The 23,773-nt window shown below is 63.3% G+C and carries 26 protein-coding genes and 3 pseudogenes; 17 read left to right on the top strand and 12 right to left on the bottom strand.

Going from position 1 to position 23,773, the window contains the following annotated elements:
* The first annotated feature begins 64 nt into the window (after positions 1 to 64).
* Positions 65 to 262, top strand: coding sequence for a hypothetical protein (locus NMG70_RS12425; RefSeq protein WP_254024824.1), 198 nt, complete (start codon positions 65 to 67; stop codon positions 260 to 262).
* 79 nt (positions 263 to 341) lie between these two features.
* On the opposite strand, the pseudogene NMG70_RS12420 reads toward NMG70_RS12425, so the two are convergent.
* The 6 genes and pseudogenes from NMG70_RS12420 to rph form a co-directional block, all read right to left on the bottom strand.
* Positions 342 to 452 (bottom strand): annotated as a pseudogene (locus tag NMG70_RS12420) (EamA family transporter); the annotation flags it as partial.
* A 75-nt stretch (positions 453 to 527) separates the two neighbouring features.
* Positions 528 to 850 (bottom strand): annotated as a pseudogene (locus NMG70_RS12415) (low molecular weight protein tyrosine phosphatase family protein).
* 68 nt (positions 851 to 918) lie between these two features.
* On the bottom strand, positions 919 to 2,082 hold the full coding sequence (gene hemW, locus NMG70_RS12410) for a radical SAM family heme chaperone HemW (RefSeq protein ID WP_254024778.1): 1,164 nt from the start codon (positions 2,080 to 2,082) through the stop codon (positions 919 to 921).
* Positions 2,079 to 2,741, bottom strand: a complete 663-nt coding sequence (rdgB, locus tag NMG70_RS12405) for an RdgB/HAM1 family non-canonical purine NTP pyrophosphatase (protein ID WP_254024777.1) — start codon at positions 2,739 to 2,741, stop codon at positions 2,079 to 2,081. The genes hemW and rdgB overlap by 4 nt, the downstream gene beginning before the upstream one ends.
* Positions 2,741 to 3,151, bottom strand: a complete 411-nt coding sequence (locus NMG70_RS12400; RefSeq protein ID WP_254024776.1) for a VOC family protein — start codon at positions 3,149 to 3,151, stop codon at positions 2,741 to 2,743. Before NMG70_RS12400 ends, rdgB begins: the two co-directional genes overlap by 1 nt.
* Positions 3,152 to 3,159: 8 nt before the next feature.
* Positions 3,160 to 3,876 carry a ribonuclease PH gene (gene rph / locus NMG70_RS12395; RefSeq protein WP_254024775.1) on the bottom strand — a complete coding sequence of 239 codons (717 nt, stop codon included), beginning with the start codon at positions 3,874 to 3,876 and terminating at the stop codon, positions 3,160 to 3,162.
* A gap of 134 nt (positions 3,877 to 4,010) precedes the next feature.
* Between rph and hrcA the strand changes: the two genes are divergently transcribed.
* The 3 genes from hrcA to cysK all read left to right on the top strand — a co-directional run bounded on the left by hrcA (position 4,011) and on the right by cysK (position 6,709).
* On the top strand, positions 4,011 to 5,126 hold the full coding sequence (gene hrcA, locus NMG70_RS12390) for a heat-inducible transcriptional repressor HrcA (RefSeq protein WP_254024774.1): 1,116 nt from the start codon (positions 4,011 to 4,013) through the stop codon (positions 5,124 to 5,126).
* Positions 5,127 to 5,208: 82 nt separating this feature from the next.
* Positions 5,209 to 5,406: a hypothetical protein gene (locus tag NMG70_RS12385; RefSeq protein ID WP_029347942.1), complete on the top strand. Its 198-nt coding sequence runs from the start codon at positions 5,209 to 5,211 to the stop codon at positions 5,404 to 5,406.
* Between the two features lie 322 nt (positions 5,407 to 5,728).
* The gene (gene cysK, locus NMG70_RS12375) at positions 5,729 to 6,709 is read left to right on the top strand and encodes a cysteine synthase A (RefSeq protein WP_254024773.1); all 981 of its coding nucleotides are present in this window, start codon (positions 5,729 to 5,731) and stop codon (positions 6,707 to 6,709) included.
* Positions 6,710 to 7,016: 307 nt separating this feature from the next.
* On the opposite strand, the gene NMG70_RS12370 is transcribed toward cysK, so the two are convergent.
* Together NMG70_RS12370 and NMG70_RS12365 are read right to left on the bottom strand one after the other, a co-directional pair.
* On the bottom strand, positions 7,017 to 8,267 hold the full coding sequence (locus NMG70_RS12370) for an RNA polymerase sigma factor (protein WP_254024772.1): 1,251 nt from the start codon (positions 8,265 to 8,267) through the stop codon (positions 7,017 to 7,019).
* A gap of 7 nt (positions 8,268 to 8,274) precedes the next feature.
* Positions 8,275 to 8,643 (bottom strand): YciI family protein, encoded by a 369-nt coding sequence (locus NMG70_RS12365; protein ID WP_254024771.1) that lies wholly within the window; start codon positions 8,641 to 8,643, stop codon positions 8,275 to 8,277.
* Between the two features lie 241 nt (positions 8,644 to 8,884).
* On the opposite strand from NMG70_RS12365, the gene NMG70_RS12360 reads away from it, so the two are divergent.
* From NMG70_RS12360 to NMG70_RS12350, 3 genes are all read left to right on the top strand, one after another.
* Positions 8,885 to 9,844 (top strand): TAXI family TRAP transporter solute-binding subunit, encoded by a 960-nt coding sequence (locus NMG70_RS12360; protein ID WP_254024770.1) that lies wholly within the window; start codon positions 8,885 to 8,887, stop codon positions 9,842 to 9,844.
* A 175-nt stretch (positions 9,845 to 10,019) separates the two neighbouring features.
* Complete coding sequence (locus NMG70_RS12355; RefSeq protein ID WP_254024769.1) at positions 10,020 to 12,116, top strand: TRAP transporter permease; 2,097 nt, start codon at positions 10,020 to 10,022, stop codon at positions 12,114 to 12,116.
* The gene (locus NMG70_RS12350) at positions 12,113 to 12,490 is read left to right on the top strand and encodes a DUF1850 domain-containing protein (protein ID WP_254024768.1); all 378 of its coding nucleotides are present in this window, start codon (positions 12,113 to 12,115) and stop codon (positions 12,488 to 12,490) included. The genes NMG70_RS12355 and NMG70_RS12350 overlap by 4 nt, the downstream gene beginning before the upstream one ends.
* Before the next feature lie 100 nt (positions 12,491 to 12,590).
* On the opposite strand, the gene NMG70_RS12345 is transcribed toward NMG70_RS12350, so the two are convergent.
* The gene (locus NMG70_RS12345; RefSeq protein ID WP_254024767.1) at positions 12,591 to 13,586 is read right to left on the bottom strand and encodes a nucleoside recognition domain-containing protein; all 996 of its coding nucleotides are present in this window, start codon (positions 13,584 to 13,586) and stop codon (positions 12,591 to 12,593) included.
* A 118-nt stretch (positions 13,587 to 13,704) separates the two neighbouring features.
* On the opposite strand from NMG70_RS12345, the gene NMG70_RS12340 reads away from it, so the two are divergent.
* On the top strand, positions 13,705 to 14,157 hold the full coding sequence (locus tag NMG70_RS12340) for an Lrp/AsnC family transcriptional regulator (RefSeq protein ID WP_254024766.1): 453 nt from the start codon (positions 13,705 to 13,707) through the stop codon (positions 14,155 to 14,157).
* Between the two features lie 266 nt (positions 14,158 to 14,423).
* Here NMG70_RS12340 and NMG70_RS12335 read toward each other — a convergent pair whose 3' ends face one another.
* Positions 14,424 to 14,570: a hypothetical protein gene (locus NMG70_RS12335; RefSeq protein WP_254017643.1), complete on the bottom strand. Its 147-nt coding sequence runs from the start codon at positions 14,568 to 14,570 to the stop codon at positions 14,424 to 14,426.
* A 414-nt stretch (positions 14,571 to 14,984) separates the two neighbouring features.
* Here NMG70_RS12335 and NMG70_RS12330 point away from each other — a divergent pair, with 414 nt between their 5' ends.
* Together NMG70_RS12330 and ligD are read left to right on the top strand one after the other, a co-directional pair.
* Positions 14,985 to 15,491: a YciE/YciF ferroxidase family protein gene (locus tag NMG70_RS12330; protein WP_254024765.1), complete on the top strand. Its 507-nt coding sequence runs from the start codon at positions 14,985 to 14,987 to the stop codon at positions 15,489 to 15,491.
* Positions 15,492 to 15,535: 44 nt separating this feature from the next.
* A pseudogene (gene ligD, locus NMG70_RS12325) lies at positions 15,536 to 16,595 on the top strand (DNA ligase D); the annotation flags it as partial.
* Between the two features lie 7 nt (positions 16,596 to 16,602).
* On the opposite strand, the gene NMG70_RS12320 reads toward ligD, so the two are convergent.
* Complete coding sequence (locus NMG70_RS12320) at positions 16,603 to 17,277, bottom strand: ArsR/SmtB family transcription factor (RefSeq protein WP_254024764.1); 675 nt, start codon at positions 17,275 to 17,277, stop codon at positions 16,603 to 16,605.
* Between the two features lie 68 nt (positions 17,278 to 17,345).
* Between NMG70_RS12320 and NMG70_RS12315 the strand changes: the two genes are divergently transcribed.
* The 3 genes from NMG70_RS12315 to NMG70_RS12305 all read left to right on the top strand — a co-directional run bounded on the left by NMG70_RS12315 (position 17,346) and on the right by NMG70_RS12305 (position 18,344).
* Complete coding sequence (locus tag NMG70_RS12315) at positions 17,346 to 17,573, top strand: DUF1127 domain-containing protein (RefSeq protein ID WP_254024763.1); 228 nt, start codon at positions 17,346 to 17,348, stop codon at positions 17,571 to 17,573.
* Positions 17,574 to 17,670: 97 nt separating this feature from the next.
* A complete protein-coding gene (locus NMG70_RS12310) occupies positions 17,671 to 18,003 on the top strand; it encodes an NIPSNAP family protein (RefSeq protein ID WP_254024762.1) in 333 nt (110 codons plus the stop codon).
* Entirely contained in the window at positions 18,000 to 18,344 is a 345-nt protein-coding gene (locus tag NMG70_RS12305; RefSeq protein ID WP_254024761.1) for an antibiotic biosynthesis monooxygenase family protein, read from the top strand. Before NMG70_RS12310 ends, NMG70_RS12305 begins: the two co-directional genes overlap by 4 nt.
* Positions 18,345 to 18,558: 214 nt before the next feature.
* Here NMG70_RS12305 and mbfA read toward each other — a convergent pair whose 3' ends face one another.
* On the bottom strand, positions 18,559 to 19,542 hold the full coding sequence (mbfA, locus tag NMG70_RS12300; RefSeq protein ID WP_254024760.1) for an iron exporter MbfA: 984 nt from the start codon (positions 19,540 to 19,542) through the stop codon (positions 18,559 to 18,561).
* Between the two features lie 174 nt (positions 19,543 to 19,716).
* Here mbfA and NMG70_RS12295 point away from each other — a divergent pair, with 174 nt between their 5' ends.
* The 4 genes from NMG70_RS12295 to NMG70_RS12280 all read left to right on the top strand — a co-directional run bounded on the left by NMG70_RS12295 (position 19,717) and on the right by NMG70_RS12280 (position 23,768).
* Positions 19,717 to 20,043: a hypothetical protein gene (locus NMG70_RS12295; protein WP_254024759.1), complete on the top strand. Its 327-nt coding sequence runs from the start codon at positions 19,717 to 19,719 to the stop codon at positions 20,041 to 20,043.
* Positions 20,044 to 20,232: 189 nt separating this feature from the next.
* Complete coding sequence (locus tag NMG70_RS12290; RefSeq protein ID WP_254024758.1) at positions 20,233 to 21,210, top strand: threonine/serine dehydratase family protein; 978 nt, start codon at positions 20,233 to 20,235, stop codon at positions 21,208 to 21,210.
* Between the two features lie 94 nt (positions 21,211 to 21,304).
* On the top strand, positions 21,305 to 21,967 hold the full coding sequence (locus NMG70_RS12285) for a glutathione S-transferase family protein (RefSeq protein WP_254024757.1): 663 nt from the start codon (positions 21,305 to 21,307) through the stop codon (positions 21,965 to 21,967).
* Positions 21,968 to 22,097: 130 nt separating this feature from the next.
* The gene (locus NMG70_RS12280) at positions 22,098 to 23,768 is read left to right on the top strand and encodes an FAD-dependent oxidoreductase (protein ID WP_254024756.1); all 1,671 of its coding nucleotides are present in this window, start codon (positions 22,098 to 22,100) and stop codon (positions 23,766 to 23,768) included.
* Positions 23,769 to 23,773: the final 5 nt, after the last annotated feature.

Raw genomic sequence — 23,773 nt, 5'->3', positions numbered from 1 at the left:
CTTCGCCCCAGTACGGAACGAAACCGTGCCCGGCGGATTTACCCCTGATCTCGGGAGGAGCAGGATGGACAGCCTTAAGATACAAGACGTTTTCGAACCCTACTATGCAGGGCGCAAGCGCTTTGCCGCGCGAAAGGACAAGAGCCAGCCCGCCAAAGCCGGCGCGGGCCCGGCCAAAAAGCCGCGAAAACGTCGTCATTCAAAGGCAACCAACCTGGAAATCGAGCCTTCGACCGGCACCGGCAGCACGATGGAGCACTGATCAGACGATGCCCAATCGCTTCGACATTTTCATCACCCGCCTTGAAACGAAAAGCTCCCGCAATGGAGCCCCCCCACATCCGATAAGCGATCAACACCGCGCCCGCCGCGACAAGGGCGATGCCAAGCCGGCTCGCTCCGGTGAGGCGGACGCCGAGAAAGACCACGCCAAGCGCCGCCACAAGCATGACGCCTGACTACCGCAACCTCGCGATTGGCCGAGACGTTTCTCTCTAAAGCGTGGGGGAAACGCTCTGCCACATCATTCAACCCAGGTACTTCGAGACGCGCGCTTCCAGCAGGCGCACCAGACCCGGGTCCATGAACTCATAGTCGTCCGGAATGTCGAGGCAGATCACGCGAGCCTTCTTCAGGCTGGCCTTGAACTTCTTCTGCAGTTTGGCGCGGTGCGCCTTTTCCATCACGAAGATGATGTCGGCCCAAGAGACCAGGTCGTGGGTCAACGGGGTGTCGGCATCGTGGTTGGTGCCGGCCGATGCGACTTCGATATCCCTTCGACTAGAAAACACTGTTTCGCGGTCGGGCTTCGCAAGCGGTTCTGGCTGCAGACGAAGAGGACGCTCTTCAACGGGTCCCATCTTCTAGCTTGAGCATGATCTGGTCCGAAAACCGGTTCCCACTTTTCGGGATCATGCTCTACCGCGCCAGATCCGCCACCACCGCGTCGAGCACGATCATGCCGGCCGGCGTGGCGCGCAGGCGGGCATTGCCGATCGGCGCCACCAGCCCCTCGCCCTGCAGCACCGACAGCCGCGCCGTCGAGAGGCCGCGCCCGGAAAACGCCTCGTAGCGCGAGAGATCGATGCCCTCGGCCAGCCTTAGCCCCATCAAGAGGAACTCGTCGGCCTCTTCCGAGCGCGTCAGGATCTCGCCGCCGGTGACGCCATGGCCCTTGGCCTCGACCAGATTGGCCCAGGTTTCCGGCATTCTTTCGGCGATCGTCACCACGCGACGGCCGTTTTCGACGAAGCGGCCATGCGCGCCGGGACCGACGCCGACATATTCGCCATAGCGCCAATAGGTGAGATTGTGCCGGCTTTCGGCGCCTGGTCTGGCGTGGTTTGAAATCTCGTAGGCCGGCAGCCCATGCGCGGCGGTGATCTCCTGCGTCAGCGCATAGAGATCGGCGGCATGGTCATTGTCGGGAATAGCGAATTTCCTGGCCGCATGCAGCGCGTGGAACGGCGTGCCTTCCTCGATGGTCAGCTGGTAGAGCGACAGGTGGTCGGCGGCGTGGCCGATCGCCTGCTCGAGCTCCGCCTGCCACGCCTCCAATGTCTGGCCGGGCCGTGCGTAGATCAGGTCGAACGACAGCCGGGGGAAAATCTCACGCGCCAGGCCAATCGCATGCAGCGCTTCATCGACATTGTGCAGCCGGCCGAGAAAGCGCAGATCCTTGTCGTTCAGCGCCTGCACGCCGAGCGAAACGCGGTTGACGCCTGCCGCCCGGTAGCCGCGAAAGCGCTCGGCCTCGACCGAAGAGGGGTTGGCTTCCAGCGTCACCTCGATGCCTGCGGGCACCGTCCAGTTCTTCGCCACCGCGTCCAGCACCGTCTCCACGGTTTCCGGCTTCATCAGCGATGGCGTGCCGCCGCCGAGAAAAATGCTGGTCACCTCGCGCGGTCCGGTGCGGTTGCGCATTGTCGCAAGCTCGGTCTCGAAGGCGCGCGCAAAACGCTCCTGGTCGACCGGCTGGTGGCGGACATGGCTGTTGAAGTCGCAATAGGGGCACTTGGCCGCGCAGAACGGCCAGTGGATGTAGACGCCGAAGCCGGGGCTGCGGTCGAGCAGCATCGTCATTTCACGCCCGATCGTGCCAAATCCAGTCTGGCTTGCGCAAATTTCTGGAAGGCGCGGGCGCGATGCGACAATGCCGTTGGCTGGCCGGGCTTCCAGCCATGTTTCTCCTCTGCGGTCATCTCGCCGAAGGTCTTTTCGAAACCGTCCGGCACGAACACCGGGTCGTAGCCGAAGCCGAGTTCGCCGCGCGGCGGCCACACCAGCGTGCCCTCGACCTCGCCGCGGAAGTATTCGGCTGCGCCGTCGGGAAAGGCCAGGCAGATGACGGCGACGAAGCGGCCCTTGCGCTGCGCTGGATCAACCGCGCCGATTTCCTGCAACGCCACTTCCGCTCTCTGCATCGCCATGCCGAAGTCGCGGGACCCGTCCGGCGCCTCGGCCCAATTGGCGGTATAGACGCCGGGCGCTCCGCCCAGCGCATCGACACACAGGCCGGAATCGTCCGACAATGCCGGCAGGCCTGTCGCCTTGGCGGCAGCAAAAGCCTTGATATAGGCGTTCTCCTCGAAGGTGGTGCCGGTCTCGTTCGGCTCCGGCAGGCCGTATTCCTTAGCCGACTTCGCTTCTATGCCGAACGGCGCCATCAGATCGGCAAATTCGCGCAGTTTGCCGGCGTTGTGGCTGGCGACTACGATCTTATGCCCATCAAGCGAATGCATCAGATGCCCCAGATTCTTGGCTCGGCGAATTCGATCGAATTGCCGGATGGGTCACGAATATAGATCGAGCGGCCGCCTTGCGGCCATTCGAACTCGCTTTCGATGGCAATCTTCTTCGTTTCCAGATGCGCTTTCCAGCGCACGATCTCGTCCGCACTTGCCGCAAAGCAGAGATGCCCGTCGCCGACAGTGCCGTGCGGCGGCACTTTCAGCCTGGCATCGCGCGCCGGCGGCACCTTGGTTGCCTCGGCGTTGAAGATGAGCAGCACGCTGTCCCCGCAACGGAAGAACAGATGCCTGCCGTCGACCTTGCCCAGCAGATCGAGCCCAAGCACGCCGGAATAGAACTTTTCCGCGGCATCGAGGTCGGTCACGTAGAGGGCTGATTCGAGGATGGCGGAAGGAGTCATGACGGGGGTTAAGCTACAGCCATCTGCTGCAGGCTGACCAGTCGCGTAATACCTTTCTTGGCCAATTCCATCAGCGCCGTGAACTGCTCTTCCGAGAAAGGCTCGCCCTCGGCCGTGCCTTGGATCTCGACGATGCCGCCCTTGCCGGTCATGACGAAATTGGCGTCGGTGCCGGCCGAGGAGTCTTCGAGATAATCGAGGTCGATGATCGGCTGGCCGTCATGGATGCCGCAGGAAATCGCCGCGACATGGTCCTTCAGCACCTTGCCGACGCTGGCCATCTGCCGAGCTTCCATCCAGCGCAGGCAGTCATGGAGCGCCACCCAACCGCCGGTGATCGAGGCTGTGCGCGTGCCGCCATCGGCTTGGATCACGTCGCAGTCGACGGTGATCTGCTGCTCGCCCAGCGCCTGCAGATCGACCACGGCGCGCAGCGAACGGCCGATCAGCCGCTGGATTTCCAGCGTGCGGCCGCCTTGCTTGCCGGCCGAAGCTTCACGGCGCATGCGCTCGCCGGTCGAGCGCGGCAGCATGCCGTATTCCGCCGTCACCCAGCCCTTGCCGGAATTGCGCATCCAGCCCGGCACCTTTTCCTCGAGGCTGGCGGTGCAAAGCACGTGGGTGTCGCCGAACTTCACCAGGCACGAGCCTTCCGCGTGCTTGGAGACGCCGCGCTCGAAGGAGATGGCGCGCATTTCGTCGAATTGGCGTTTGGAAGGGCGCATTCAGGCTTCTTTCTTGTCGTTTTAGGATTCGTGGCCGGCTTGTAGCCGCATGGGGCGCAGCGCGCAAAGGAAAATGGCCGGTTGCGCGGGTGTGGCCGAAGTCTATATCTTTGGGCCGGAGGTATTTGGCTCGAATGACCAAGGCAGTCGATCCCGGTTCCCAGTCGGCGGCAGTGCTCCAGTCGCCCGCAATCCAGTCGCCCGCGCTTCAATCGCTCGACATGCGCTCGCGCGACATCTTTCGGCGCATTGTCGATTCCTATCTGAAGGACGGCGAGCCGGTCGGCTCACGCAGCCTGTCGCGTATCCTGCCGTCTTCGCTGTCGCCGGCCACCATCCGCAACGTGATGAGCGATCTCGAGCATCTCGGCCTGATCTATGCGCCGCATATCTCGGCCGGCCGGCTGCCGACCCAGGCCGGCCTGCGCTTCTTCGTCGATGCTTTCATGGAGCTTGGCGATCTCTCCGACGAGGAGCGCCGCACCATCGAGGCGCAGGTGCGCGCCTCCGGCTCTGGCGCGACGCTGGAACATATGCTCACCGAGGCCAGCCAGATGTTGTCCGGCATGTCGCGCGGCGCCGGCCTCGTGCTTGCCGCCAAGAACGAGGTGGCGCTCAAGCATATCGAGTTCATCCAGCTCGAGCCGAACAAGGCGCTGGCCGTGCTGGTGTCGCAGAACGGCGACGTCGAAAACCGCGTCGTCGACCTGCCCGCCGGCATCACCGTCTCGCAATTGCACGAAGCCTCGAATTTCCTCAACGCCCATATCCGCGGTCGCACGCTGGCCGAGGCGCGGGTCGAGATCGCCCGCATCAAGGAAGAAACCAAGGCAGCCCTCGATACGCTGTCGCAGGATCTGGTCGAGAAGGGCCTTGCGGTCTGGGCAGGCGCCGAGAGCGGCTTGCCGGCGCGTCTCATCGTGCGCGGTCGCGCCAATCTGCTGGAAAATGTCACCGCCCAGGCCGACATCGAACTGCTGCGGCATTTGTTCGAGGATCTGGAGACGCAGGACGGGCTGATCCAGCTTCTCGACCTCGCCGAGCAAGGCTCCGGTGTGCGCATCTTCATCGGCTCGGAAAACAAGCTGTTTTCGCTGTCGGGCTCGTCGCTGGTCGTTGCGCCCTATCGCGACAAGGACGCCCGCGTCATCGGCGCGCTCGGCGTCATCGGCCCGACGCGGCTGAACTATGCACGCATCGTGCCGATGGTCGACTATACCGCGCAGCTTATTTCCCGCATGCTGCGATAATGCATCTCGGCCAAAAAAACGAAGCGCGTCGCACCAATACCTTCAAACGCGACACGCTTTAGGGAACCTCAAGGAGAAAAAAATGGCGCTGGAATCATTCAAGGCTCAGATCAGCCTGTTGCTCGAGCAGATGATCAACCAGCCCGAGGATCAGCATGAAGTGCAGGAGCAGTTGCGCGAAAAGCTGAGGGAGATGCGCGCCATGGGCCTGCCGCTGCCGGCCGATCTCGTCGCGCTGGAAAAGCGCCTCGACGACGATTTCTACGCCGCCGGAAACTGAGCCCGAAAGGTTCAAGGGCGGCAAGCCGACCGGCGAACATGAGGATTTCATGACCGGCTTCGTCGTCTCCGCCGACGCGGTCTGGGCCGACCGGCCAGTGTTGCGGTGGCCAAAGGACGGCGCTGGCCATCGCCGAGGACGGCAGCGGTTGCATCTGGCGCGTCACCTACGGGCGAGGATGAATTCAGCATGCGACCCATCGGATATTTTCAAACGGCAGACTAGCTTGCGCGGCCGAAGGCTTTATCCTGCCTGAGTCACTAACTGCCTGACTCACTAACTGCCTGACTCTTGCCCATCTGACCTCTGGGGAGCGAAACCAATGAACAAGCCCGCCACCACCGCGCACATGCCCGGCCGCGGCCGCATCTACAATTCGATCACCGAGACGATCGGCGATACGCCGCTGGTGCGGCTCGACAAGTTCGCCAATGAAAAGGGCATCGTTTCCAATCTGCTGGCCAAGCTCGAATTCTTCAACCCGATCGGCTCGGTCAAGGATCGCATCGGCGTCTCGATGATCGAGGCGCTGGAGGCATCGGGCAGGATTGCGCCCGGCAGGACCACGCTGATCGAGCCGACCTCGGGCAACACCGGCATCGCGCTCGCCTTCGCCGCCGCCGCCAAGGGCTACAAGCTGATCCTGACCATGCCGGAGACTATGTCGGTCGAACGCCGCAAGATGCTGGCGCTGCTCGGCGCCGAGCTGGTGCTGACCGAAGGGCCGAAAGGCATGAAAGGCGCCATCGCCAAGGCCGACGAGTTGGCCGCGACGCTGCCCGACGCCATCATTCCGCAGCAGTTCGAAAATCCTGCCAATCCGGAAATTCACCGCCGCACCACTGCCGAGGAAATCTGGAACGACACTCATGGCGAAGTCGACATCTTCGTCGCCGGCATCGGCACCGGCGGCACCATCACCGGCGTCGGCCAGGTGCTGAAGCAGCGCAAGCCCTCCGTGCATGTCGTCGCCGTCGAGCCGGAAGCCTCGCCGGTGCTGTCGGGCGGCCAGCCCGGCCCGCACAAGATCCAGGGCATCGGCGCCGGCTTCGCGCCGAAAATCCTCGACACGACCATCTATGACGAGATCGTCAAGGTCTCCAACGAGGATTCGGTCGCCAATGCACGGCTCGTCGCCCGCCTCGAAGGCGTGCCGGTCGGCATCTCGTCGGGCGCCGCCCTGCAGGCGGCGATCGTCGTCGGCTCGCGGCCGGAGAACAAGGACAAGAACCTCGTCGTCGTTATTCCATCCTTCGCGGAGCGCTATCTGTCGACGATCCTGTTCGAAGGGCTGGGGGCTTAGGGCATATTGATATTTGTGCCGGCCTGCGGTTGCGGTTTCCTGCGCTTCCGTATCGCCCGCTGATTGTCGAAGCCGGCGCTGCCCCTCACCTGCCTGCCGGCATACTCTCCCCGTAACGGGGCGAGGGGAGCTCTCATTGACGGCTTCGCCAATCGCCAACGTTGCAGAAAAAAGACCGACACCGCGACCAGTCTCTTTCTCCCCGTTTACGAGAGAAATGCCCGGCAGGGCAATGAGGGGCGGCGCCAGCGCTCGGCCGTAAATCCCAAACATCGGATCATGTCTGACGCCCGGCCTTTCCCGGACCTCATTCTTCGGCTGCGAGCCCCGCCCGCCGTTCCTGCAGGAACCGGCGCACGGCAGGATCACGTTCGAGGCCGATCGCCCGGTCATAGGCTGCGGCCGCTTCCCGAGTTTTGCCGAGCCTGGCCAGGAGGCCAGCGCGGGCGGCCCAATAAGGCTGATAATCATGCAGCCGCTTGTCGTCGCCAAGTCGGTCAAGTGCGCTCAATCCCGCCGCCGCGCCGTCGGCCTCGGCAATGGCCACCGCGCGGTTGATCGACACGACAGGCGAGGCGGCAATCACCGACAGCGCGTCGTAAAGATGCCTGATCGCTGCCCAGTCGGTCCGCCCGGTCAGCCGCCGCGTCGTGTGGGCGGATTGCACGGCTGCCTCGAGCTGATAGCGGCCGACGACGCCCTTGGTCGCGGCGCGCCTGAGCAGGGTCTCCGCTTCGTCGATCAAGGCGCCGTCCCACAGCGCAAGCTCCTGTTCGGCCAATGGCACATAGTCTCCGGCGGCGTTGCGCCGCGCCGCACGCCGCGCCTCGGCAAACAGCATCAGCGCCAGCAGGCCGAGCGCTTCCGGCTCATCCGGCATAAGCGACGCCACCAGCCGGCCGAGCCAGATGCCTTCGGTCGCCAGATTGCGGCGCCGGGTTTCGGTGCCGTCCGGGTCGGCCCAGCCTTCGGCGAACGCGGCGTAGATCGCTTCCAGCACCGCATCCAGCCGCTCACCAACCTCTGCCCGCTCCGGCACCCGGAACGGAATGCCGGTCTCGCGGATGCGGCTTTTGGCGCGCACCAGGCGCTGACCCATCGTTGCCGGCGACACCAGGAAGGCCGAGGCGATCGTCGCCGCGTCGAAGCCCAGAATGGTCTGCAGGATCAGCGGCGCGCGCACGCCGGCCTCGATCGCCGGATGGGCGCAGGCAAACATCAGCCGCAGCCGCTCGTCGGGCAGGTCTTCGTCGGCCATGCGTGCCTCGATCTCCTCGGCGATCAGCCTGAGATGGTCGCGGCCCGTCTCGCTGGTCAGCCGCCGCCGGATCGCGTCGACGCGGCGTCGGCGCGCCACCGCCAGCAGCCAGGCTTCCGGCTTCTCGGGCACGCCGGTTTGCGGCCAGCGCTCCAGCGCCGCCGCAAAGGCGTCGGCCAGCGCGTCCTCGGCGCCGGCCACGTCACGCATGCGCGATGCGAGGTAGGCGATCAGCTTGCCGTAGCTTTGCCGGGCGGCCGCTTCCGCCGCCGCCCGCGCGATCTCCGGGCGACTGTCCATCACATGGTCATTTCTCAGATAAGTACTCCGTCATTTCCCAGATCGGTCGCACCTCGACCGTGCCGGTGCTGGCTGCCGGACAGCGCGCAGCCCATTCGATGGCCGTGTCGATGTCCGTCGCCTCGATCATGTAGAAACCGGCAAGTTGCTCCTTGGTGTCGGCATACGGGCCGTCGAGCACGTTGGTCTTGCCGTTGGCCATCCGCACAGAGGTGGCCGCCTGGGTCGGGCGCAGCCGGTCGCCGGCCAGCCATGCGCCGGATTTCTTCAACGCTTCGGTATAAGCGCCGTAGGCCGCGAGGGTCTGCTCGGTGCTCACGCGCGGCGCATTCGCCATTGCGGCTTCGTCATTGTAGATCAAAAGCATGTATCGCATGGTCTTCTCCCGTGGTTTCGAAGGCCGCGTCGTTGCCGGCCGATCCAAAGTCGCGCGTCCTCGCCCGATTTCGACAGGCGCTGCAAAAATCTTTCGGCTCGGATGGCATCTCGCGCAAGCCTGCATGTCCAGCGGCGTCGACCGTTGGTCTAATCGGCGCAATTGCGGGTTGGCATTTCCTGCCCGCTGTCTAAACTCGCCTTGGGTCGTGCGGTGGCAGATATTTCAGGGAGGAGATCACATGCATAATTTCAGGACGAAGTTTATTGCCGCCGGTGCGCTGGCGCTGTCGCTGGGCCTTGGCGCGGCGTCGGCCAAGGCGCAGGAATTCATCAACGTGCTGACCGGCGGCACCTCGGGCGTCTATTATCCGCTCGGCGTCGCACTGTCGGAAATCTACGGCAAGGGCATTGAGGGCGCCCGCACCCAGGTGCAGGCGACGAAGGCTTCGGTCGAGAACCTAAATTTGTTGCAGCAGGGCAAGGGCGAGATCGCCTTCGCGCTCGGCGATGCCGTCAAACTGGCCGCCGAGGGCAACACCGAAGCCGGCTTCCCGGGCAAGCTCGACAAGCTGCGCGGCATAGCCGCCATCTATCCCAACTATATCCAGATCGTTGCCAGCAAGGAGTCCGGCATCAAGACGCTTGCCGACCTCAAGGGCAAGAGCCTGTCGGTCGGCGCGCCGGCTTCCGGCACCGAGCTCAACGCCCGCGCCATCTTCGCCGCCGCCGGGCTGAAATATGAGGATCTTGGACGGGTCGAGTATCTGCCCTTCGCCGAATCGGTCGAACTGATCAAGAACCGCCAGCTCGACGCCACGCTGCAATCGGCCGGCCTCGGCGTCGCCTCGATCCGCGACCTTGCCACGTCGGTGCCGATCAACGTCGTCGCCGTACCGGCGCAGGACGTCGCCAAGATCGGCTCGCCCTATCTTTCGGTGACCATTCCCAAGGGCACCTATGAAGGCCAGACCGAGGACGTTGCGACCGCCGCCGTCGGCAATTTCCTCATCACCCACGCCGACGTCTCCGACGAGACAGGCTATCAGATGACCAAGCTGCTGTTCGAAAATCTCGACCAGCTCACTGCTGCCCACGCCGCCGCCAAGGCGATCGACATGGCCAAGGCGCTCGACGGCATGCCGGTGCCGCTGCATCCTGGCGCCGAGCGGTATTACAAGGAAAAGGGGTTGGTGAAGTAGGGCCGCTCCCCCCTTGAGGGGAGGGTGGCCCGTAGGGTCGGGAGGGGTCCTCGGCGACGCGCTCCATATTCAGGCAAAGGCCGAGGCAGTTGAGGTTACCCCACCCGTCCATCCGCCTTCGGCGGCTGTCCACCCTCCCCTCGAGGCGGAGGGGCGCCCCGCCAGGAACCCGCCAATGACCGACGCCCATCCCGAAACCCCGACCGTTCTTTCCCCAACCGCCGAAGCCCCGGTCGAAGGCCTGCCGCCGGGTTTCGGCGAAGGCATCGCCGGCACGGCCGCCTTTCTCATCGCCATCGCCTTCTCCGTCTTCCAGATCTACATCGCCGCCTATGGCAGCTTGCCGAGCCAGGTGGTGCGCGCCATGCATGTTGGCTTCTTGCTGCTGCTCGGCTTCGGCCTGGTCGCCAACCTGCGCGCCACAAGCATACCGGCCAAAGCAGCGTTCTGGACGCTCGGCCTGGTCGGCTTTGCCACCGGCCTCTACAATTGGGTGTTCTATGCCGACCTCATCCGGCGCTCCGGCTTCCTTACCACGCCGGACCTGATCATCGGCACGGTGCTGGTCGTTCTGGTCTTCGAGGCCGCGCGGCGGCTGATGGGGCTGCCGCTTGCCCTGATCGCCCTGATCTTTCTCGCCTACGCTTTCTTCGGCAATCACCTGCCGCCGCCCTTCATCCATCGCGGCTATGATTTCACACAGCTCATCGACACCTTCGCCTTTGGCACCGAAGGCATCTACGGCACGCCGGTCTACGTCTCGGCCGCCTATATCTTCATCTTCGTCGTCTTCGCCGCCTTTCTCGAACGCGCCGGCATGATCGCACTGTTCAACGATTTCGCGCTTGGCCTGGTCGGCACGTGGCGCGGCGGCCCGGCCCAGGTCTGCGTTCTATCTTCGGCGCTGATGGGCACCATTTCCGGCTCCGGCGTCGCCAATGTGGTGGCCAGCGGCCAGTTCACCATCCCGCTGATGAAGCGCTTCGGCTTCCGTTCGGCTTTCGCCGGCGCGGTCGAGGCGACCTCTTCGATGGGCGGCCAGATCATGCCGCCGGTGATGGGCGCGGTCGCCTTCATCATGGCCGAGACGCTGAACATTCCCTATGCCGAGGTGGTCAAGGCAGCGATCATCCCGGCGCTGCTCTATTTCGGCGCCTGCTTCTGGCAGGTCTACCTGGAAGCCGGCAAGGCCGGCCTGCAGGGCATGGCCAAGGCTGACCTGCCCAATCCGTGGCACGCGGTGAGAAGACATTGGCCGCTGGTGCTGCCGCTGGCCGCGCTCATCTATCTGCTGTTTGCCGGCTATACGCCGATCTTCGCCGGCACCATGGGGCTGGCGCTGACCATCGTGCTCATCCTCGGCACGCCGCTGGCGGCGTTGATCGGGCCGCTTGCCTTCCGCATCGTCTTCTGGCTGGCGCTAGGGCTTGCCGCAGCCTCCTTCATGAGGTTCGGCGTCAACATCCTCAGTTTTGTCATCGCCGGGCTCGTCATCGCCTGCGTCACCTTCAGGGGCGGACGCGAGACGCTGCAGATATGCATAGATTCGCTTGCCGAGGGCGCAAAGAACGCGTTGCCGGTCGGCATCGCCTGCGCCATCGTCGGCGTCGTCATCGGCACTTTGACGCTCACCGGCATCGCCTCCACCTTCATCGGCTGGATCATCTCAATCGGCGAAAACAATCTGTTCCTGTCGCTGGTGCTGACCATGCTCACCTGCCTGGTGCTCGGCATGGGCATACCGACGATCCCCAACTACATCATAACCTCGTCGCTGGCCGGGCCGGCACTGCTGTCACTCGGCGTGCCGCTGGTGGTCAGCCATATGTTCGTCTTCTATTTCGGCATCATGGCCGACCTCACTCCGCCGGTGGCGCTGGCCGCCTTCGCCGCCGCGCCGATGGCCAAGGAAAGCGGCCTCAGGATCGGCATCCAGGCCACCAAGCTTGCCGTCGCCGGCTTTGTCGTGCCGTTCATGGCGGTCTATACCCCGGCGCTGATGCTGCAGGATCCTGGCCCGATCGCCGCTCAGTTCGGCTATCCCGTCGAGGTCGCCTATATCGTCGCCAAGGCCTGCATGGGCATTGCCCTGTGGGGCGCAGCCGCCGTCGGGTTCCTCGCCCGGCGCATGGCCTGGTGGGAACGTCTCGTCGCCTTCGCCGCCGGCGTGTTGCTGGTAGCCGCACTGCCTGTCACCGACGAAGCCGGCTGGGCGCTCTCTGTCGCCTGGATCGGCTGGCACTGCTGGCGGGCGCGGCAAGCCACCGCATGAGCCTCTGTATCATCGCCGCCGGCAAGACGGTGACGCTCACGGTGGCCGCCTTCACGCTCGCCTGGACGCATTCGGTGGAAAAGACGCATTGGCAGGAGAACTGGAAGGTGACGCCTTCCGGCTTGCAGGTCGCCGAGGCACGGATCAAGGGCTCGGGCGCCGGCATGGAACCGCCGGAAGGCTCGGTGCTGCGGGACGGTTGGTGGGTCTATAAACCCAAGATGGCGCCGCAGCGGCGCCTCGTGCTCGCGGCCTCTGGCGCGACGGATGAAGGCTGGACGCTGTGCACGGTTCAGGGCTGCCGCGAACTGGGCAATGCGGCAGGCGACACGACCGTGCTGGAGCCGTGCGAAGGTTCGAGCCAGCCGCGGTAGCGGACGATCGGCAAGGGGGTGCGGGACCTCATCCTCCAGGGCTTTGTCGGATGTCGAGTGCCGGGCACACCACATCCCGCGGGCCGAAGACGCTCCATCGTTACCCGCCAAACCCGGATTCCGACTGAGCAAGCCGACGTTCCTCCTTGCGGAAGAATGCTTTGAAAAACAGAATGTCGGAAGCCGAACTGATTGCCCGGGCGATCAACGCGGTTGCGAGCACGGCAAAGATCAGGCGAACGAAAAACACACTGGTGAAGTCTGCACCCAGAGCGATGACAACCAGTGTGTCCTCTATGAGACTGTGGGCAAAGCCCATAAACACGCAAGCGAGGAAGATCTGGCGCGGCTCTACGCTGGTCGTGCGCGCCTCGCGGATCAGCAGTCCCGCGCCATAGGAAATTCCAAGAAGCAGACCGACCCCAGTGAACGGTATCGCTTGTGACTGGATGCCGGCAAGACGAAAGAGCGGTGCAAGCCCCTTGTTCAGCCAACCCAGGATGCCCGCCATCTTGAGTAGCTCGATCAGCCAGCTTAGTGCGAGGAGAATGACGAGCATGGTTGTCAGGGTTTTGAGCATGCTTAGAAAAAAACTGCTCCAATCAGTGCCTTCGCCCATTGGTATCCACGCCGGCTTCAGCGGCTCGGATAGCCATCCGGTTGCTGCGAATATCTGGTGCAGGAGCATGGCAAGGATCAATCCACCGCCAATACGAAGCGCCGCAGTGATCACGAAGCTTGGTCCAACCTTCTGAATGATGCGTTGTTCAATCGGAATGGCATGCGCAAATAGCAAAAGGGTTGAAAGAACGGTCATGTCGGCAGTGCTCAGCGTTGAAACCGGGGCCAGCGTGAACACGATCACCGCCGCGCCCCAAATTCCCACCAGCAATCCTGTCAGCCAGGCAAGGGCGAGCTCGGGCGGCAGTCCAACCAGCGTCATGAGAGGCGCGAAGAACGGAGAGATCGCCCGGATGACACCAAGATCCTGCAGGATCTGTGTGACTATCGTGACCGGAACGATGATGCGAACCAATTCCCAATAGATCTCAAGCGATTCCAGCGTCTTCCGATAGAGGGCGGCCTGCACTGCCATGGCGATGTCTCCGTGATTGACGCCAAATGACTACCGTGAGACGGTTCGCATTTGTGGTCAAAATTTGCGGTCTTGTGCAATAATATTGCAAGCCGGTAGGCGACAACGGAGGACCGGAATGGAACGGGTCGACAGCAAGCTTCTCAAGCTTTTGCAAGAAGACGCTTCGCGAACCAATGCCGACCTGGCGGCGGAGGTCGGGCTTTCGCCGTCCAGCTGCTTGCGCCGTATACGGCGGCTTAAGTCAGCCGGTGTCATCGACCGCGTTGTCGCGCTACTTAATCCAGCCAAGGCCGGCAGGGGGATGAAGGCTATCGTCACGGTCGAGCTGGAGCGCCACGGCGAGCAACACATGCGCCGCTTCCTCGAGCTTGCCGTCATGGAACCAGCGGTGATCCAGGCCTACAGTGTAAGCGGCTCGACCGACGCTGTCCTTATGCTGCGCCTGATGGATATGGACGAGTTTGACACTTTGTGCGAGCGGTTGTTCCGAGATCGGACGAATGTTGCGCGGTACTACACCATGTTTGTAATTCGAACCGCCAAGGAGACGACCGCAATCCCGCTCTAGATTTTCGGAGGCCAACTCGGCGGAAGGGATCTCGCAGCCACTGGGCGGTCACGCGAGTCCCGGCTGCTTGGTGTCAAACGACACTAGCTAAGCTCGCCGGCGGCGAGATCGAAGCCCCAGAATCTCGAAGCCCCTAGAATCTCAGAACCTTGGTGTTGTCGCACGCCTGTCGGCGAGCCCAGGACGTTCCGTGCGATAGGTGGTCCCACGGTGATCGGCGGCCGGCCTGCATATCCGGCTGTCGTGACGGCTTTCCATGGTCGTCATCAGTGCGCGCTGATGCCGAGCGTGTGGCCGCGGCGTGCGCAAGCGGGGCCTGGGCCGCGCATGTAATAGCGCTCCGGCCGATAGGTCGGCGCGACGAATTCGCGGATGGCGGCAGCGTAGCCGATGAGGCGCGTCAAGAAGTTCATTTTCCCTGTCCCTGTCCCGATTTCGGATGTCCCTTCCGATTTCGTGGGATCATAGCGTCGAGGCGTGAATACTCGGTGAACACGATGTTAATCTTTGGTCAAAAAGGCCTTGGTTCGTGGCTGGAATGCGGCTGATTCGGGGTCTTTCCATGCAGTTCGTCGGCATTCCGGCTAGTGTGACTTTTGCATCACATATGTTTCGTTTGGATGTCGCTCCGACGCGCTTGTGTTTCAATTTTGCCGGTTCCGCGAAATTTCCGTGCTTGGTCAAATTTCCCTGCTTATTCGGGAAAGCCAGGAACCCGTCCGATAGAAGCACGTTGACGCTGAGGGCCGGGACCACCCGCCCAGCGGCTCCGAGCGGAACCGCCGCCGGAACCCCCAACACAGCAAGAACAATGGAAAGGCAAAGCCATGGGTTTCTTTTCGAAAGACATCAAGACGCTGGACGACCTCTTCGTCCACACGCTGCGCGACATCTATTACGCCGAGAAACAAATCGAGAAGTCGCTGCCGAAGATGATCGACAAGGCGACCGACCCGCAGCTGAAAGCCGGCCTGGAGAAGCATCTCGGCCAGACCAAAGGTCATATCGAGCGGGTCGAGAAGGTGTTCGAACTGCATGGCGTGAAGGCCAAGACGGTCAACTGTCCGGCCATCGACGGCATTCTCGAGGAAGCCGATGAAGTCAGCGGCGACATCGACGACAAGGACGTCCTCGACGCCGCCCTGATCGCATCCGCGCAGGCGGTGGAGCACTATGAGATAACCCGTTACGGCACGTTGATCGCCTGGGCCAAGCAGCTTGGCCGCACCGACTGCGCCAATGTCCTGACCAACAACATCAAGGAAGAGCAGGCGACCGACCGCAAGCTTACCGAGATCGCGGAAGCCAAGGTCAACCTTCAGGCCGCCGAATAGCACTCTTGAGAGGCAAAGCCGGGGCAACCCTGCTTTGCCTCACTTTCCGTTCCTGGACGTCGACCATATAATGCGCCACGCTCGTTCCAGGGATTGCGCGAGGATAAACTGGCGGAGGAAGTCGTGCAGGAAAAGCCGAAAGCACCCGCAGGCAAGGCCGACACTAAGGCAAAGCCTGCCGGGAGCAAGGCAAAGCCTGCCAGCGGCAATGGCGAGATATCCACCTCTGTCAAATCCGCCGTGGCGGCAGACACCGTCGTAAAGCTTTCTCATCCCGACAAGCTTCTGTGGCCGCAGGAGAAAGTGTCGAAGCAAAGCCTGCTCGACCATTACGCTTTGGTCTGGCCGCGCATGCACCAATTCGTCGTCAATCGGCCGCTCAGCCTGGTGCGCGCGCCGGACGGCGTCGACGGCCAACGCTTCTTCCAGAAGCATGCGTCGGCCGGCATGCATGACAAGATCGCCAGGATGAAGGATCCGACGGACGGCGAGGAGATATTGTTCATCCGTGATTTCGACGGTGTCGCTGCCTTGGTCCAGCTCGGGGTGGTCGAGATCCACATTTGGGGCTGCACCGTCGACGAACTGGACAAGCCGGACCAGATCATCTTGGATCTCGATCCCGACGAAGGCGTCGACGTGAAAGCGGTGCGCGCGGCGGCGCTTGAAATTCACGGCCGGCTCGATGAGCTGTCGTTGCCGAATTTCGTCAAGACGTCGGGCGGCAAGGGCTATCATGTCGTGGTTCCGCTGAAACCGTCGGCGGATTGGGACGAGGCGAAGGACTTCGCCCATGATTTCGCCCGCGCCCTCGAGCAGGCCGCCCCTGATCGGTATACAGCGACGCTGTCGAAGAAGGCCCGCACCGGCAAGATCTTCGTCGACTATCTGCGCAACGGCCGCGGCTCGACCACGGTGGCATCCTATTCGTCGCGGGCCAAGAAAGGCGCTACAGTATCGATGCCGGCGACCTGGGCGGAAATTGAAGCCGGGTTAGCGCCGAACGCATTTCCGATCGGCGACAAGACGACGCTAAAACAGTTGGCGAAAGCCGATCCCTGGGTGGATTTTTTCAAGCAGGGCAAGCTGCTCAAGCGCGGCTGATCATCTTTCAGCCGAGAAACACCTTCTCGAACGCCTGCTTGCCCATCGGCGAAAAGATCACCGCGCGGCTGTCCTTTTCGCGCCGCGCCCATTTTTCCAAAAGGATCTTGTCGAGGATGGCCGCGCCGAGCGTGCCGGCCAGATGCGTGCGCCGCACGCTCCAGTCGAGGCAGGCCCGGCACACCGGGCGCCGCGCCTTGCTCTCGACATCGATGCCGATCCCGGCGAAATGCGCGGCGGCTGACGGCCCAAGCCTGATCTCCTTGTCGTCGCGCAGGAGCACTTGTCGAGCGACAAGACGATCCAGCATCGCCACTGCCTGTGCGCCGGCGAGGTGGTCGTAGCAGACCCGCGCCACGCGCATGGCCGCATCACGCGGACCGGGCCGGACCCGCTGCGGCCCGACCGCAGCGGCGACACCGGTGATCGTCTCGATCATGCCTGCGACCTGCGGCCCAGCAAGCCCGTAGTAGCGATGCCGCCCCTGGCTTGCCAGCGTCAGCAGCCCGCCCTCCATCAGTTTCGACAGATGTGAGCTGGCGGTCGGCAGCGAGACGCCGGCCTCGAGCGCCAGTTCGCTAGCTGTCAGTGCCGTGCCACCCATCAGCGCGGTCAGCATGTTTGCCCGCGCCGGATCGCCGACCAGGCTGGCGATGCGGGCTATGTCTGGTCCTTCACGCATAGTTCGTCCCTCATCGAAGCATTGACGTCAGATAACCACTATCCTCTGCTGAGATCAAGGAGACGACGATGACCGCAAGAACCGTTCCCCACACCGTGTTTGTCAGCGGCTTCGGCCGCCGGCCGTTTCCGTTCATTATCTTGCGGGGGTGGCATCTGCGGCTGCTGGCGCGGTGGTACGATCGTCATCTGCAGCGCCTCGACCTTGCCGAGATCGACGAGCACCTTTTGTCCGACCTTGGCCTGACGCCGGAAGACGTTCGCCGCGAATGCGCGAAATCCTTCTGGCAAGCATGACACTGGAGAAATCGCCTAGCATATCGCTCCGCTGAACGTTTCGACCCCGCTCGAACTACGGCGCAACGAATCAATTTCAGCAAAGGAGACAAAAGATATGACCCTCACCTGCTTCATCCGCTACGAGATCGACCCGTTCGGCAAGGCAGCATTCGAGGAATATGCCCGCAATTGGGGCCAGGCGATCCCGCGCTGCGGCGCCGATCTGATCGGTTATTTCGCGCCGCATGAGGGCTCGGCCACGACAGCCTATGCCGCCTATAACATCGACAGCCTGGCGGCTTACGAAGCCTACCGTTTCCGGCTCGCCGCCGACCCGGCCGGCAGGGCCAATTACGAGTTCGCCCGGCGTGAAAAATTCATCCTGAAAGAGGATCGGACTTTTCTGAAACTCGCATCCGGGCCGCACGCCTCTCTGGTGAAGCTATGATCGCCGTTATCTTTGAGGTCGAGCCGGCAACAGGCAAGCGCGACGCCTATCTCGGCATCGCCGCCGACCTGCGGCCGCTGCTCGACGGCATGGACGGTTTCCTGTCGATCGAACGCTTCCAGAGCCTCGTCGATCCGAACCGGATCCTGTCGCTGTCGTTCTGGCGCGACGAGGAGGCGGTGAAAGCCTGGCGCAACACGGAGGAACATAGGCAGGCGCAGAAGGCCGGCCGCGGCGGCATCTTTGCCGGCTACCGTCTGCGCATCGCCCATGTCGTGCGCGACTATGGCCTGACCGAACGGGCCGAGGCGCCTGAGGACAGCCTTGCCCTGCATGGATGAGAGCTGCTTTGTGGAGCGGCTCTTCCTTCTCCCCTTGTGGGGGAAGGCGGCCGAGCGAAGCTCGGTCGGATGAGGGGTGCTCTAGCATGGCAACCGCGGCACTCCGTCCAACACCCCCGTTCCGTCTTGGCGCTGCGCGCCAATCCACCGCCCGGGGCAGGTCACGGGTCTCGCCCGCCCTTCGGGCCGCACAAGGGGAGAAGGCAGGGGGCTGCTAGGCATTCCCGATCAGCACTCCAGCCGCAAACACCAGCGCGCCGCCCAGCACCACCTGGAAGGCGGCGCGCCAGAACGGCGTCTGCATGTAACGGTTCTGCACAAAGGCGATCGCCCACAGTTCGAAGAACACCACCACAACCGCGAGAATTGTCGCGGTCCAGAAATAGGGAATGAGGTAGGGCAAGGCGTGACCGAGGCCACCCAGCGCCGTCATCACGCCAGTGGTGATGCCGCGTTTCACCGGCGAGCCGCGGCCCGACAGCTTGCCGTCGTCGGAGGCGACCTCGGTGAAGCCCATCGAGATGCCGGCGCCGATCGAGGCGGCAAGCCCGACCAGGAAGGTCTGGAACGTGTCGTGCGTGGCGAACGCAGCGGCGAAGATCGGCGCCAGCGTCGACACCGATCCGTCCATCAGCCCGGCCAGTCCCGGCTGCACATAGGTCAGGATGAACTGGCGCTGCTCGGCGGCTGCCTCCTCGTCCCTCACCGCGCCCGGCACATGCTTTTGCTCCAGCCGCTGCGCCAGCGTCTCGTGGCCCTGTTCGGCCAACGCCAGATTATCGAGCAGCTTTCGCGTCGAGGCGTCGCTGGTGCGTTTCGCCGCCTCGACGTAGAACAGGTAGGCCTGACGCTCCATCGCCTCGGCCTGTTGGCGCACATGTTCGATGCCGAGCGGCCGCACCAGCCAGTCGGGCTTGCGCTCGTAATAGCCCTTCACATGCTCGCGCCGAATCAGCGGAATGCGCTCGCCAAAGCGCTCGCGGTGAAGCTCGATCAGCGAGTCGCGATGGCCGTCCTCCTCCTCCGCCATTTCCTCGAACACTTTGGCCGAATGCGGAAACCTATCCGCCAGCCCGTCGGCATAGGCGCGGTAGATACGCCCGTCATCCTCTTCGGAAGAGATGGCGAGCGCCAGGGTCTCTTGCTCCGAGAGCGACTCGAACGGACGGCGACCAAAACCAAAAACACGGGAAAGCATGAGAAATCCGCCCTAGTTTAGAATAATTCTAAACTATGGTTTGGCGCACCGTTGGTCAATCGCGCTCGTGGCCGGTGGTTCAAAATTATTGGCTGCGGGGGTCCTCCGCCAGCCCTTCATTATTGGCGAATGTTCACCTATATATCGGGCTTAAGCCAAGAGAAAGGAATCCGGATGCCGGCGAAACAGCCCACCCATTATGCATTTGAGCCGAAACCCGTTCTCGACCTGATCGCCAGCATCGAGGCCGATCTGCAGCGCCTGAAGGGCCTGGTCGAGCAGCAGGTCGAAAAATTCGACCCGGCCAATCCGCACAACAAGGCCCCCGACGGCAAGCTGACCGAGGAGGGCGTCGAATGCTGCTACCGCCTGTTCGACGAGGGCAAGTCGCGCTATTCGGTCGCCCAGCAGATGAAGATATCCTTCGCCGCCGCCACCCATCGCTTCAACACCTGGCGCAAGATGGGTGGCGCCAAGCGGCAACGGACGCTTTTGGGGTGAGGAGCGGTCGGCGAAGATCTCCTACCTTCGACCGAAGTTGGGGACGCTTCGGCCAATTGCAAACGTCGGGGCGCTTGATAGGCGCCTCGCTCTGCTCTCAATCCACGAATTGTGTCGGTTACATTTTTGCAGTGGTGCGCGGCCTGGTTTTCCGTGCACATGGGCGATCTCATTCTGCAGGACCTCGCCATGACCACCCCTCCCGGCATCGCCGACATCAACCGCGCAGCAGCGCGATTGTCCGGCCTGATCGTCGAAACGCCGCTGATCGAATCGCCTGAGCTGAACAAGCGCTTCGGCGCCAGGATCCTGTTCAAGCCGGAGACGCTGCAGCGCACCGGCTCGTTCAAGTTCCGCGGCGCCTACAACAAACTGTCGTCGCTGAGCGACGAGGAGCGCAGCCGTGGCGTCGTCGCCTTTTCGTCGGGCAACCATGCGCAAGGCGTCGCCGCGTCGGCGGCGATGTTCGGCGTCAAGGCGGTTATCGCCATGCCCACCGATGCGCCGGCGATGAAGGTCGGCAATGTCAGGAAAATGGGCGCCGAAGTGGTTCCGTTCGACCGGTTTCGCGACGATCGCATGGCGGTGGTTCGCCCGTACATGGAACGGGGCATGGTCCTGGTCCCGCCATTCGACGATCCGGCCATCATCGCCGGCCAGGGAACGATCGGCCTCGAGCTGATGGCGCAGGCGAAAGCGCTCGGGGTGAGCCTCGACGCAGTCGTCATTCCCTGCGGCGGCGGCGGCCTGAGCAGCGGCATCTCCATTGCAGTCAAGGACGCCTCGCCGGGCACGGCAGTCTGGGCCGTGGAACCCGAGCATTTCGACGACACCTGTCGGTCACTGGCCAGAGGTGCCCGGGTTCCGATCGAACCCGGCCACACTTCGATTTGCGACGCGCTCCTAACCACCGAGCCGGGCGCGATCACCTTCGAGATCAACCGCCGGAATCTCGCCGGCGGCATTGCGGTGTCCGACAGAGCGGCGGCACAGGCGATGCGCGACGCCATGGCCCATCTCAAGCTGGTGGTCGAGCCCGGCGGCGGCGTCGGGCTGGCCGCGCTGTCATCGGGCGAGATCGAGCTATCCGGCAAATGCGTCGCCGTGGTGCTGTCAGGGGGCAATGTCGATTTCAGCACCTATGCGGAGATCATGGCCGCGGCCTAGTTGGCGACCAGTTCCGGTCGAGCGCCGATACAAACTGTCAAAGCGCCCTTCGGACCTACAGTCGCATCCGGTGCCATTCAAAGGCTGACACGGAATGAAACTGCTCTTCAGCCGCAATCCCAATCCTCGCCTCGCGGTCGCCGTGGCACGTTATCTCAACGCAAAGGTCGAGTTCGAATTTGCCTCCCCCTTCGCTCCCGGGCAGGCTGAGCGATATCGCCCGCTAAATCCCAATCTTTCATTGCCGATACTCGTAGGCTCGGGAAACAGCCTCTGGGAGGCTGACGCCATAGCCTGCCGGCTTTCACGCGACGCGCATTCGGATCTCTGGCGCACCGGCGACGACGAACCCGAGATGATCCGATGGCTCAGTTGGGGCAAAGAGAACTTCGCGAGAGCTTGCGACGTCGTGCATTTCGAACGCGGCACCAAGCAGCGCTATGGGATCGGCCCGATCGATCAGCACCGGGTTGAGGAGGGGCTGAGAGACTTTCGCACGGCCGCTGCAACACTTGAGGACGCGCTTTCCGAGCGAGACTGGCTGGTCGAAAATTCGGTTTCCTATGCCGACTTTCGAATGGCGACGTTTCTGCCCTTCAACGATGTCGCCAGATTGCCGCTTGGCGATTATCCTTCGGTCAGTCGCTGGTACCGCCAGTTGGAAGAGATCGACGCCTGGCGCAATCCCTTCAAAGGACTGGACGCGCCTGAGTTGCCGCCGGTCCCGGGAAGCCCGCATGAACCTCGATCCGAATGATCATGCCTATCGGCACAACCCAATGCGCTTTCAAAGGGTACTGCTTCACGCTATCCGCCAAGGCGAGACTCCGCCCTTTTTCAGTTGATCAAAACGGGAAAACAACGCTAACTGGCTCCCGCGAGGGACCATGCTGACAGTTGATGAAGTGGGAGCAATCCCGTTGTTTTCGGGTTTGCCGCCGCGCGAGCTCGAGCGGCTGGCGCGGACAGCGGCTGACCTCCATCTCAGCCCCGGAGAGTTCGCGGTTCACGAGGGCGGAGAGGCCGTGCTGTTTGCTGTTGTCGCCGGCAGGATCGAAGTCGTAAAGACCTTCGACGGCGTCGAGCGGACGCTCGGCTGGCGGCTGCCGGGAACGATCTTCGGTGAGGTGCCGATTGCCCTGGGCACCGGTTTTCCGGGCGGGTATCGCGCCGCCGAACCGTCCCGCGTGATGCGGATCGAGGTTCAGCAGTACTATTCCGTCGCCGCGGTTTCAAAGGACGTGGCCCAGAAGGTCGGCGCGCTCGCCCGCGAGCGGATGGGCGGGCTGCAGAGCGTCACTGCCGAGCCGCAGAAGCCGCGCGTGACATTGGTCGGCCATCGCTGGGACACGGCGTGCGGTGATCTGCGCCGATTTCTGACCCGCAACCAGATCTCATTCACCTGGCTGTTGCCCGACACATCCGATGCCGAGGCTTTCTGGTCTGCCCTGGGCAGGCCGGCTCTCGATGGTCCCGTTGCCCGGCTGGCGGACGGAGAGATCATGGAGAATCCCCTCGTGCGCGATCTTGCAATACGCCTGGGGCTGCAAACGCGCCCGCGCGGCGCCGAGTACGATGTCGCGATCATTGGCGGCGGGCCGGCCGGCCTTGCCGCGGCGGTCTACGGCGCATCCGAGAGGCTGCGCACCGTCGTCGTCGAGCGCGAGGCGCCTGGCGGACAGGCGGGGACATCGTCGCGGATCGAGAACTATCTCGGCTTTCCCAGCGGAATCTCCGGCGACGAACTGGCCAGTCGCGCGCTGCAGCAGGCGAGGCGGCTGGGCGCCGAAATCCTTGTCACCCGCTCCGTCGCCGGCATCGATCCGGCGACGCACCAGCTGTTTCTCGACGGCACCGATGCCGTGCGGGCGCGCAGCCTCATTCTTGCGACCGGGGTGACATGGCGTCGTCTCGCCATCGACGGGTTCGACCGGCTTATCGGCAAGGGCGTCTATTATGGAGCCGCGCGCAGCGAGGCAAGCACCACCCATGGACTGGATGTCTTCCTGATCGGCGCCGGCAACTCGGCCGGCCAGGCAGCACTGCATTTTTCGGGCCATGCGCGCAGCGTGACACTGCTCGTGCGGGGCCCGTCGCTTGCTGACAGTATGTCACACTACCTGATCGAGCAGCTCAGGGCGAAATCGAACGTAAAAGTGCAGCTTCGATCCGAAGTCCAGGCCGTGCACGGCGAGACTCACCTGACGGCGATCGACATTCTCGACAAGGCCGGCAACGAGGTGAGCCGGCACGATTGCGGCGGGCTGTTCGTTTTCATTGGCGCCAACGCAGAGACCGAGTGGCTGCGGGCCGACGTCGTGCGCGATGCCCGCGGATACGTGCTGACCGGGGACGATGTGAAGAAGGCCGGGGGCTGGTCGCACGACCGCGACCCCTATTTGCTCGAAACCAGCGCGCTCGGCGTTTTCGCATGCGGCGACGTACGCCTGAGCCCGGTCAAGCGGGTCGCCTCAGCGGTCGGCGAGGGCAGCATGGCGATTGCGTTTGTCCACCAGTATCTGGCGAATGAAGAGAAGGCCAAACGCGGCCAAAGCTAGGTGAG

The organism is Mesorhizobium ventifaucium (assembly GCF_935822925.1).
GTDB classification, from domain to species: domain Bacteria; phylum Pseudomonadota; class Alphaproteobacteria; order Rhizobiales; family Rhizobiaceae; genus Mesorhizobium; species Mesorhizobium ventifaucium.
This window is presented reverse-complemented; position numbering and strand designations above follow the sequence as displayed.

Coding starts and splice junctions, on each gene's coding strand:
- NMG70_RS12340 (WP_254024766.1), top strand. CDS start 13,705: ATGGAACGGGTCGACAGCAAGCTTCTCAAGCTTTTGCAAGAAGACGCT.
- cysK (WP_254024773.1), top strand. CDS start 5,729: ATGAACAAGCCCGCCACCACCGCGCACATGCCCGGCCGCGGCCGCATC.
- NMG70_RS12295 (WP_254024759.1), top strand. CDS start 19,717: ATGCCGGCGAAACAGCCCACCCATTATGCATTTGAGCCGAAACCCGTT.
- NMG70_RS12330 (WP_254024765.1), top strand. CDS start 14,985: ATGGGTTTCTTTTCGAAAGACATCAAGACGCTGGACGACCTCTTCGTC.
- NMG70_RS12350 (WP_254024768.1), top strand. CDS start 12,113: ATGAGCCTCTGTATCATCGCCGCCGGCAAGACGGTGACGCTCACGGTG.
- NMG70_RS12365 (WP_254024771.1), bottom strand. CDS start 8,643: ATGCGATACATGCTTTTGATCTACAATGACGAAGCCGCAATGGCGAAT.
- hrcA (WP_254024774.1), top strand. CDS start 4,011: ATGACCAAGGCAGTCGATCCCGGTTCCCAGTCGGCGGCAGTGCTCCAG.
- hemW (WP_254024778.1), bottom strand. CDS start 2,082: ATGACGATGCTGCTCGACCGCAGCCCCGGCTTCGGCGTCTACATCCAC.
- NMG70_RS12345 (WP_254024767.1), bottom strand. CDS start 13,586: ATGGCAGTGCAGGCCGCCCTCTATCGGAAGACGCTGGAATCGCTTGAG.
- NMG70_RS12355 (WP_254024769.1), top strand. CDS start 10,020: ATGACCGACGCCCATCCCGAAACCCCGACCGTTCTTTCCCCAACCGCC.
- NMG70_RS12310 (WP_254024762.1), top strand. CDS start 17,671: ATGACCCTCACCTGCTTCATCCGCTACGAGATCGACCCGTTCGGCAAG.
- mbfA (WP_254024760.1), bottom strand. CDS start 19,542: ATGCTTTCCCGTGTTTTTGGTTTTGGTCGCCGTCCGTTCGAGTCGCTC.
- NMG70_RS12400 (WP_254024776.1), bottom strand. CDS start 3,151: ATGACTCCTTCCGCCATCCTCGAATCAGCCCTCTACGTGACCGACCTC.
- NMG70_RS12280 (WP_254024756.1), top strand. CDS start 22,098: ATGCTGACAGTTGATGAAGTGGGAGCAATCCCGTTGTTTTCGGGTTTG.
- NMG70_RS12290 (WP_254024758.1), top strand. CDS start 20,233: ATGACCACCCCTCCCGGCATCGCCGACATCAACCGCGCAGCAGCGCGA.
- NMG70_RS12335 (WP_254017643.1), bottom strand. CDS start 14,570: ATGAACTTCTTGACGCGCCTCATCGGCTACGCTGCCGCCATCCGCGAA.
- NMG70_RS12320 (WP_254024764.1), bottom strand. CDS start 17,277: ATGCGTGAAGGACCAGACATAGCCCGCATCGCCAGCCTGGTCGGCGAT.
- rdgB (WP_254024777.1), bottom strand. CDS start 2,741: ATGCATTCGCTTGATGGGCATAAGATCGTAGTCGCCAGCCACAACGCC.
- NMG70_RS12285 (WP_254024757.1), top strand. CDS start 21,305: ATGAAACTGCTCTTCAGCCGCAATCCCAATCCTCGCCTCGCGGTCGCC.
- NMG70_RS12370 (WP_254024772.1), bottom strand. CDS start 8,267: ATGGACAGTCGCCCGGAGATCGCGCGGGCGGCGGCGGAAGCGGCCGCC.
- NMG70_RS12315 (WP_254024763.1), top strand. CDS start 17,346: ATGACCGCAAGAACCGTTCCCCACACCGTGTTTGTCAGCGGCTTCGGC.
- rph (WP_254024775.1), bottom strand. CDS start 3,876: ATGCGCCCTTCCAAACGCCAATTCGACGAAATGCGCGCCATCTCCTTC.
- NMG70_RS12305 (WP_254024761.1), top strand. CDS start 18,000: ATGATCGCCGTTATCTTTGAGGTCGAGCCGGCAACAGGCAAGCGCGAC.
- NMG70_RS12360 (WP_254024770.1), top strand. CDS start 8,885: ATGCATAATTTCAGGACGAAGTTTATTGCCGCCGGTGCGCTGGCGCTG.
- NMG70_RS12425 (WP_254024824.1), top strand. CDS start 65: ATGGACAGCCTTAAGATACAAGACGTTTTCGAACCCTACTATGCAGGG.
- NMG70_RS12385 (WP_029347942.1), top strand. CDS start 5,209: ATGGCGCTGGAATCATTCAAGGCTCAGATCAGCCTGTTGCTCGAGCAG.